Origin of the sequence: Campylobacter sp. BCW_6464 (assembly GCF_001762775.1) — a bacterium.
Classification (GTDB): domain Bacteria; phylum Campylobacterota; class Campylobacteria; order Campylobacterales; family Campylobacteraceae; genus Campylobacter_D; species Campylobacter_D jejuni.
Genome location: NZ_MJXM01000073.1, coordinates 1 through 7,958 on the forward strand (window position 1 = coordinate 1; position 7,958 = coordinate 7,958).

Annotated in this window: 16 protein-coding genes; 10 read left to right on the plus strand and 6 right to left on the minus strand. The window is 31.3% G+C overall.

The window, feature by feature from the left end; all coding sequences use genetic code 11:
* The 6 genes from AJ885_RS07755 to AJ885_RS07780 form a co-directional block, all read right to left on the minus strand.
* Positions 1 to 575 (minus strand): phage tail protein I (locus AJ885_RS07755; RefSeq protein WP_070280995.1); only part of this gene is annotated, 575 nt, incomplete at its 3' end.
* A 97-nt stretch (positions 576 to 672) separates the two neighbouring features.
* The gene (locus AJ885_RS07760) at positions 673 to 1,839 is read right to left on the minus strand and encodes a baseplate J/gp47 family protein (RefSeq protein ID WP_070280994.1); all 1,167 of its coding nucleotides are present in this window, start codon (positions 1,837 to 1,839) and stop codon (positions 673 to 675) included.
* The gene (locus AJ885_RS07765) at positions 1,836 to 2,126 is read right to left on the minus strand and encodes a GPW/gp25 family protein (protein WP_070276117.1); all 291 of its coding nucleotides are present in this window, start codon (positions 2,124 to 2,126) and stop codon (positions 1,836 to 1,838) included. The genes AJ885_RS07760 and AJ885_RS07765 overlap by 4 nt, the downstream gene beginning before the upstream one ends.
* Positions 2,123 to 2,314, minus strand: coding sequence for a hypothetical protein (locus tag AJ885_RS07770; protein WP_070276118.1), 192 nt, complete (start codon positions 2,312 to 2,314; stop codon positions 2,123 to 2,125). Before AJ885_RS07770 ends, AJ885_RS07765 begins: the two co-directional genes overlap by 4 nt.
* A gap of 8 nt (positions 2,315 to 2,322) precedes the next feature.
* A complete protein-coding gene (locus AJ885_RS07775; RefSeq protein ID WP_070281061.1) occupies positions 2,323 to 2,955 on the minus strand; it encodes a phage baseplate assembly protein V in 633 nt (210 codons plus the stop codon).
* Positions 2,952 to 3,416 carry a DUF1804 family protein gene (locus tag AJ885_RS07780; protein WP_002865847.1) on the minus strand — a complete coding sequence of 155 codons (465 nt, stop codon included), beginning with the start codon at positions 3,414 to 3,416 and terminating at the stop codon, positions 2,952 to 2,954. The genes AJ885_RS07775 and AJ885_RS07780 overlap by 4 nt, the downstream gene beginning before the upstream one ends.
* Positions 3,417 to 3,546: 130 nt before the next feature.
* Between AJ885_RS07780 and AJ885_RS07785 the strand changes: the two genes are divergently transcribed.
* The 10 genes from AJ885_RS07785 to AJ885_RS07825 all read left to right on the plus strand — a co-directional run.
* Positions 3,547 to 4,587: a phage protease gene (locus AJ885_RS07785; RefSeq protein WP_002790001.1), complete on the plus strand. Its 1,041-nt coding sequence runs from the start codon at positions 3,547 to 3,549 to the stop codon at positions 4,585 to 4,587.
* Positions 4,587 to 5,474 (plus strand): Mu-like prophage major head subunit gpT family protein, encoded by an 888-nt coding sequence (locus tag AJ885_RS07790; RefSeq protein WP_070276121.1) that lies wholly within the window; start codon positions 4,587 to 4,589, stop codon positions 5,472 to 5,474. Before AJ885_RS07785 ends, AJ885_RS07790 begins: the two co-directional genes overlap by 1 nt.
* Positions 5,474 to 5,743 carry a hypothetical protein gene (locus AJ885_RS07795; protein ID WP_019108985.1) on the plus strand — a complete coding sequence of 90 codons (270 nt, stop codon included), beginning with the start codon at positions 5,474 to 5,476 and terminating at the stop codon, positions 5,741 to 5,743. The genes AJ885_RS07790 and AJ885_RS07795 overlap by 1 nt, the downstream gene beginning before the upstream one ends.
* Positions 5,740 to 6,093, plus strand: a complete 354-nt coding sequence (locus tag AJ885_RS07800; protein WP_002790896.1) for a hypothetical protein — start codon at positions 5,740 to 5,742, stop codon at positions 6,091 to 6,093. The genes AJ885_RS07795 and AJ885_RS07800 overlap by 4 nt, the downstream gene beginning before the upstream one ends.
* A gap of 127 nt (positions 6,094 to 6,220) precedes the next feature.
* Positions 6,221 to 6,586 carry a hypothetical protein gene (locus AJ885_RS07805; protein WP_002790266.1) on the plus strand — a complete coding sequence of 122 codons (366 nt, stop codon included), beginning with the start codon at positions 6,221 to 6,223 and terminating at the stop codon, positions 6,584 to 6,586.
* A complete protein-coding gene (locus tag AJ885_RS07810; protein WP_070276122.1) occupies positions 6,576 to 6,965 on the plus strand; it encodes a YcbK family protein in 390 nt (129 codons plus the stop codon). The genes AJ885_RS07805 and AJ885_RS07810 overlap by 11 nt, the downstream gene beginning before the upstream one ends.
* A gap of 10 nt (positions 6,966 to 6,975) precedes the next feature.
* On the plus strand, positions 6,976 to 7,317 hold the full coding sequence (locus AJ885_RS07815) for a hypothetical protein (protein ID WP_002827119.1): 342 nt from the start codon (positions 6,976 to 6,978) through the stop codon (positions 7,315 to 7,317).
* Positions 7,314 to 7,562, plus strand: a complete 249-nt coding sequence (locus AJ885_RS07820; protein WP_070280988.1) for a hypothetical protein — start codon at positions 7,314 to 7,316, stop codon at positions 7,560 to 7,562. The genes AJ885_RS07815 and AJ885_RS07820 overlap by 4 nt, the downstream gene beginning before the upstream one ends.
* Positions 7,549 to 7,671 carry a hypothetical protein gene (locus AJ885_RS10725; RefSeq protein WP_002790262.1) on the plus strand — a complete coding sequence of 41 codons (123 nt, stop codon included), beginning with the start codon at positions 7,549 to 7,551 and terminating at the stop codon, positions 7,669 to 7,671. Before AJ885_RS07820 ends, AJ885_RS10725 begins: the two co-directional genes overlap by 14 nt.
* Positions 7,672 to 7,673: 2 nt before the next feature.
* Positions 7,674 to 7,958 (plus strand): phage holin family protein (locus AJ885_RS07825; RefSeq protein WP_002875551.1); only part of this gene is annotated, 285 nt, incomplete at its 3' end.

Here is a 7,958-nt window from a genome sequence, read left to right on the forward strand (position 1 = left end):
ATAAAAACACCCATTGCATTTAAACTTGGTTTCTGATTGTTTTCAATTTGCGTGGTTTGAAAAGGTAAGATTTCTATAGTTTCTCCACTTATTTCTACACTAGCATTAAAACTATCATTTTTACTTTCAATCTCTATTTCAATTGCTTCTAAAACGCTTCTAACATTTTTAAAATCATAAATTAGTCTTTCTAAAGTATTAAGCGTTCTTTCATCAAAGCTAACATTAGTTGTGCTTACTTTAACTTTAAAAAAATAAGGCTTTCCACCATAATTAAACCACTCTTTAACCACTGCAGTAGGAAATACGGCTCTTAAAGCTTCTTTTATAGCCCAAGTTGTGCCGTTGTATCTATCTAAAAGCAAGGCTTTAGATATTAGCTTTCTTGCTTCTTTTTCATTTAAACCATCAATACTTACATCATAAGCATTGGCTAAAATTGGCAATAATCTTTCATCGCAATTTAGAGCTAGATTTGTGATACTAGCTAAATTTAAATCTTCAAATCTTGCCTTTGCACTTAAATCAATGGCTTTGCTTTGTTTTGGATGGTGGTTTAGTATTAGTGTATTCATAGCACCGCCTTTTTTATGCTATCACTTTGTGCAAACGAAGTTCGCCCAAAGTCGCTTTTACTGAAGGCTTCCCGACCCATTGCTACGCAATGCCCCTTCATAGTACTGCCTTTTCATAGCTAAGCAAAAAGCTAAGGGTTGCAAACTCATCATCAGCTATTATTATATTTTCTAAGGGCAAGTCTTTTAATTCTTGCTCTTCTTCATTTATGATTTTTTCTTTAATGCTTAAAATTTCGCTTTTATAAACTCCGTCCTGATGAAGACATTTGTAAATAAATCCCAGTGCTAAATCCACACTTAAATCAAAGTCCTTTTGCAAAGCATTAATCTTTTCACTTATTTCATTAGCACGGCTTAATTCTAAAAGCAAAAGTTTGGCATCTACGATAAACTCTCTTTTTTTAGCTAATTCTACATTTACTTCATCAGTTAAAGGTCTTCGCTCATCCGCACTTAAATACTCTTTAACCACATTAACGCTTAATTCATCTTCGCTTTTAATGATAACTCTTACTTTTCCTGCTCCATTGTTTAAAGCTTTTATGGAGGCTACTTTTGCACTTGCGCTTAAAGCGTGATAGATATAGCCTTTTTCACTTCCTGCGGTTGAAAAGCGATGTACACTCATTACAGCCCTTTCTCTTAAGGCTTCATCGCTTTCTTCACTGGCTCCACCACTAAAATATTCTAGTTGTTTAATCTTAGCCACAAAAGGCAGTGGGGTTTGTAAAAACTCGGTTTTACTTTCTTTGCTTTGAATAAATTCATCAAGTTCTAAAATACCTTGTGCTTTACTTTGCCCTTTTTTAATCACCACTTCTTCTTTTAAAGTGGCAAGGTCTGCTTTTTCATTTGAAAAAATTGCACCTTTTGGGATGATGACATCATAAGTAAGTAAGGTATTTAATTCAAACTCTACTTTAGCTGTGGGCTTAACCCCTTTAAGCCTTTGTATCAAATAGCCATTAGCTACTACATTATCTAAATCACTTCCCTTTGCATAATGAAGATAAGTTGCTTTTATACTCTCATTAATTCTTGCTCTTATTATCATTTCTCTATAAGCTAAAGCTTCTAAAATGGCTTTAAAAGGATCAGATTCTAAAAGCTCTACATTATCTTTTAAAAAGCTTTTAAAAAGTTCTTCATAGGCTTTTAAAAGCTTTTCATAATCAAGCTCTTCTATGATTTGTGGATAAGGGATATCCTTTAAAAAGCTTTGTTTAAAATAGCTATCATTTGCACTTAAAAGCTCACTCATTTGCCTAGCTCCATGGTTAAATCCCCATAATTTTCAAAAAGCAAGGTAATGCTTAATTTATTGTCTTTACACTCATTAAGTCTCACACCTTTTAGCTTTACTCTTTTTTCCCACTTTGAAATTGCTTCTGCAGTGTATCTAGTAAGCTTTATCTTAAAATCATCATCGATTTTTCTATCTATGAGTGTAAAAAGTAAAGAACCATATTCTGGTCTCATTACTCTTGAGCCTAAAGGAGTGATTAAAATGTCTTTGATACTTTCTTCGATGCTTACCATGTAATTCATTTTAATCCTTTGTAAAACTCAAAAATGTTTTCTAGCATTTGAGAAAATCCTAAAAATGTAAAAGCTATAAAAAAGCCTATAAAAATGCTTTTGATAAAAAAGTTTAGGTTTAAAAAAGCATAAAATGCCCCCATGCAAAAGAGCATAAAAAAGACTAATGAAAATAAAAGCAAAAATAATTCTTTCATAGTTTTTCCTATCTTGGCGAAGCTGTGGCACCACAAGTACAAGAATGGGTATGATTTGTTAAATCACCTTTGCTATCGCTTATATTTCCGCTAACTTGTAAATTGCCTATTAAGTTTAAATTTCCTTTTATGCTAAAAGTACCACTTGCCCCACCTTCGCCACTTGTAGAAATTGCTCCTGCAATTTGAGTATTACCATTTAAATTAATACTTGGAGCATTAAGCGTTATGGTATTAGCGTTTGTAGTATGATTTTTAGTATTTAAGGTGTTGTTTTGGTTATGGGTGATTTTATCTACACAAGTGATATTTATATTTTTAACCACATCAAGTTTTAAAGTGCTACTCTTAGAGTTGTATTCTAAATGCGTTCCATCTTCAAAATCTATATTAAAAGTATTCTCATCTGTGTTTTTTGCTCTATGTTTTTCTTGGTAAAGCCCACGCAAAATAACTCCACTATTTAAATCCCCACGCACAGGTATAACTAATACTTGCTCTCCTATTCTTAAAGGAGAAAAGCTCACTGCATAAGAATTAGCTAGACTTTGAAAAACACTTAAAAAATCCGTTACCATATCTCCAATAGCAACCTTAGCTTTACCTTCTTTAATGTCGCAAATGATGCCAAGTTCGTTCATTTTAAAACCTTTGAAATAATTAAATCACTATTATCACTAAGCCATTCACAAACTGCTTCATTGGTGCTTGCTAACTCAATAATAGAATCAATAGTTTTTTTACAAGTTTGTAAATTTAAAGCCTTAACATCTACTTTTTGTGGAGCTTTAATAGTCCAATAAGTTTTAGCGTATTTATTTAAAGCTTCTAAAGTATCAATATCAAGCTCATTTTTACTAGCGCTTTCTAAAAACCTCTCAAACTCACCAATCAATGCGTTTAAAAACATAGCTTCTTTATTTTCTAAATCTTTTTCATCTCTTAAAGCGGCTAATTTTAAACTCTCCCAATCAATACCCTTGCTAAAATCATCTTTTTTCATACAGTATATACCCTGTCTGCTAAGACCTGTTAAAACACATATATCTTTGATACTTTTTCCTTGTATGAAAAGACTTTTAGCAAGTTCTTTTTTGCTCATATTTTTCCTTTAGAATTATTGCTTGAAATTATATTTTTTTATTTTTTTAAAATCAGTCTATATATACTTTAAATAGGTGGTTTAAAAGCATTTTTTATCTTATGATTATGCGAAAAAATAAAGGCTTTTGATGCGTGATTTATTATTAGAGCTTAATACAAAACTCACAAATGAAAAAGTAAAAATTTCTCCTATTGGAATAGCCAAAGGACTTGATGGGAGAGTATTTAAGATAGATGGGGAAAAATTAATCAATAATATACAAAAAAATGGACTTGATATAGCGTTAAATCTTAATCATCAAGGAGGAGAAGCTTATGGCTGGTTTGATAGAAATTCATTAGAGTTAAGAGAAGATGGCATTTATGCAAGTCTTGAGTTAACGCCCAAAGGGAAAGAACTTGTTGAAAATAAGGCTTTTAGATATTTAAGCCCTGAATATTATGTGGATGATGATAAAAATGTTATTCATTTAGACGCCATGGGACTTGTAAATCAGCCCAATCTTTTAAACAGGGCTTTAAATAAAGCTAGGTCATTAATCAATAGCACCAAAAATTCAAAGTTAAGCACCCCACGAAGTGGGACAGAAGCTAAAAAAGGCAAGGTCGAGCATGGTCTTCAGGTGGGTGCAGGGAGTGAAACTCCCACTCGCAAGGATGACTTTAGTTCATCCGCGAAATTAAAAAAAGAAAGGAATACAATGAACGAAGAAGAATTAGAAGAATTACAAAAATTAGCCGAGCAAGTAGAAGAACAAGCTGAAAATGTAGAAGAATCCGTACAAGAGACAGAAGATTGTGTAGGTGAAGGTGAAAATCCAGACAGCGAGTTAGAAACTTTAAGACAAGAAAATGAAGAGTTAAAAGCACAAATTGCAGAACTTAAAGCAAAACTTGAAACTGCTTTAAACAAAAATGAAGAAACAGAGATTGAGCTTAATAAAAAACGCCTTGATTCTCTTTTGCAAAATGGACTCATTTTACCAAATCGCTATCAAAAAGCTCTTAATATGAAAGGCAGGGTTTTAGAAGATTATCTTGATGTTTGCAAAAAAGAAGCAAATATTGTTTTAGGTAAAAAAGAACTTAATTTTACAAACAAAAGAAAAGAACTTAATGCTTATGAGGCAAAAGTTTTTAAACAACTTGGAATCAAAGGAGGCAAATAATGGCTTTTACAGAATTAAGCACTGCTTACATGCAAGCAGTGAATAAGGGATTTTCAACCATTTTTAATAATGCTCTTGAAGGTGGAAATAAAGATTATGAAAAATTTGCAATGGTAACCAATGCAAATTCTTTGGTTGTAGAATATCAATTTTTAGCATCTTTACCAAAAATGCGTGAATGGATAGGCGATCGTCAATTTAGCAAACTTAAGGGTCAAGGTTATACTATCACTAAAAAAGATTGGGAAAGTTCCATTGAAGTACCACGAGATGTAATAACTTACGATAATTTAGGAATAATAAGACCACAAATTGAAATGTTAGCTTACGAAGTACAAAATCATTATAGTGATCTTATTTTTACACTTTTAGAGCAAAATCAAACTTGCTTTGATGGAAAAGCATTTTTTGCAAATGATCACGATATTGGTGGTGTGAGTTTTTCAAATCTTGGAGATAAAAAATTAAGTGCTGCAAGTCTTATGGAGGCTAGAAAAAACATGCGTGCACTGACTAATGAAAGCGGACGCACTTTAAATATCAATCCTGCTCTTTTGGTTGTACCATTAAGCTTGGAAGCAAAAGCACTCGAGATTGTAAATAGCGATTTAATCAATGGTTCAAGCAATGTTTTTAAAGGCGTTGTAGAAGTATTTACAAGTCCAAATTTAAGCGATCAAGACGCTTGGTATTTAATTGACAATACCAAACCAATCAAACCTTTAATTTTGCAAATCAACAAAGGAGCTGAGTTTGTTGCTAAAGATAATCCTACTGATGAAGCTGCTTTTATGCGTAAGACTTTCCAATATGGAATCGATAGCGAAGACAATGCAGGTTATGGACTGTGGCAATTAGCTTATAAATCAAGCGGAAAGGCAGAATAATGGACAATATAGTTTCAGCTAATAAACTTAGAAATCAAAATGCAATTTTAAATCCAAAAGAAAATGACGATCAAAAAGCTTTGTTTTTAAAGGAAAAGCAAGAGTTTGAAAAAGAAAAAGCTTTGTTTTTAAAGGAAAAGCAAGAGTTTGAAAAAGAAAAAGCTTTGTTTTTAAAGGAAAAACAAAAGACTTTAGAAGAAAATGAAGAAACTATAATAAATGAGTCTTTAAAAAACAAAGAAACAAAAAAAGGAAAACAAGATAAATGATAGCCTTGCTTTCTCCTCCTAAAATGCTAGCTCTTACTTTAAAAGAGTTAGCACTGATGAAAAGAGCACAACAAAACTTAGCAAATATCGATGAAATTACAAGAGAAGTAGTAGCTAAAGCAGCAAAAGATGCAGATGATATTTGCAAAAATAAAGATATTGCTGATTTTATTTGGGAGGATTTTGCATACATTCGCATAAAAATTTATCTTAAAATCGTCTTAGATGATGAAGATAAAATCCTTCTAGATAATGCTTTAAAACGAATTGAAAATGCACCTTTGATTGATAAAGAAGGAAATTTAAGCTCTTTAAGACTTAAAATTATGCAAAGAAAGGACAGGTTTTAGCTTTTTAAGGCAAGACTTTAAGGAGTAAAAGGCGAGGTCGGGCGTGGCCTTCAGGTGGGTTAAGGGAGCGTAGCTCCTTATCGCAAGGATGAATTCATTTCATCTGCGAAGTTAAAAAGGACAGGTTTTGACTTTAGATAGTGTTAGCAAAGATTTATTAAAGCATTTTAATGCGATAGGCATAGCAAATTACGAAGATGTCAAACAAGGCGGACTTTATCTAATGCTTGAAAGCCTAACAAGTATTAATCATCATAAAGATAGTGTGAATTTTTCATTGATTTTTAGTTCTCATACTTTTAATAAAGATAAAGATTCTTTGATTAAAAAAATAGATGAATTAAGACTAAAACTTTTTGAATTTGATACAAGCAAAAAGCTTTTAAGTAGTATCGAAAGTGGTTTTATAAGCAGTTCTTTATTTGCTTATAGGCTTAAATTTAATATAGAAATTTTTTCAAAACCAGAAGGAGAAGAAGAAAATGAAAAATAACCCTTATTTTAAAGAAAGCGAATTTAAATGTAAATGCGGCAAATGTGAATTGCCTCAAAATGTACCAAGTGATGAGCTTATAGACATTCTTTGTGAAATCAGAGAACATTACAATGCTCCTGTTATTATAAATAGTGGATATCGCTGCAAAGAGCATAATGCAGAGATTGGTGGAGCCCCTAAAAGCCAACACACTATAGGAAGTGCAGCGGACTTTGTGGTTAAAGGAGTTAAAACAGAAGAAGTTCATCAATATGTTTTAAACACCTATGGCGAAAGAGGTTTAGGGATTGCTATAAAACATAATTTTAATGATCCTTATGCTGGGTTTGTACATTTAGACACTAGAGGCAAAAAAGCAAGATGGACTTATCCATAAGGAAAAGATTGTGTTTAGTTTTATTTTATCAAGGTTTTTAAGTCCTTCAAAAATAGCTTTTTTTGTTCTAATTGCTCTTTGTGGTTTTTTATATTTAAAAAACAATGCTTTAGCTTTAGAAAATGAAAATCTAAAACTTAAAGCTTTGCATTTTAACAATGAAATCAATGTTTTTAAAGATAAATTAGCCCAGCAAAATAAAGCTATTGATAAATTAAAACTTGATTTAAAGCCCAAAGAGACTTTAAAAGAAGTTTTAAAAGTGGATAAGGTTTTTATTAAAGATAAAAGCTGTGAGAGTGAACTTAAAGCTTATAAAGAATTATTTAATATTTTAGGAGCAAAAAAGTGAATGATAAAATGAGAATTTTCCTATTAATTATACCTTTTGTTTTTTTAAGCGCTTGTGCTTCTAAAGATATTTTGATTAAAACTGAAATCAAAGAAGTTAAAGTTCCTATTAAATGCCCTTTAAAACTTCCTTTAAAGCCTTTAGACAAACAAGACTTAGAAAGTGCTAAAGAAATCTCTAAGTATTACTTAGAAGTTGAAAATATAGCCAAGCTTTGCACAGGAGAGAAAGATGAAAGAAAATAATAAAATGATAAATCAAAAAAGCATTGCAAAAGATCTTCTTATAGCTCTTTTGTTTTCAACTTTTGCATTAGCTTTATTATATTTATTTGAAATTTTTACAAGGAACTAGCAATGAAATTAGAAGATATATTTGTATATATGGTTTTAATGATAGTAAGCTTTATAGCTGGACTTGTAGGAATTGTAACAAAAAATAAATTAAGCAAAGCTCTTAATTTAAAAGGTAAATTTACACTCTTTTTAAAAGGTATGCTAGGTTCTATGTTTGTAGCATATCTAGTTTTTGAAATTGTAAATTATCTTAATTTTGGCATAAAACTTAGCGTTGCAGTGGGCGGTTTTGCAGCTTATATGGGGACAGATGCATTGCTTAAAATTGAGCAACTTGTAGAAAAG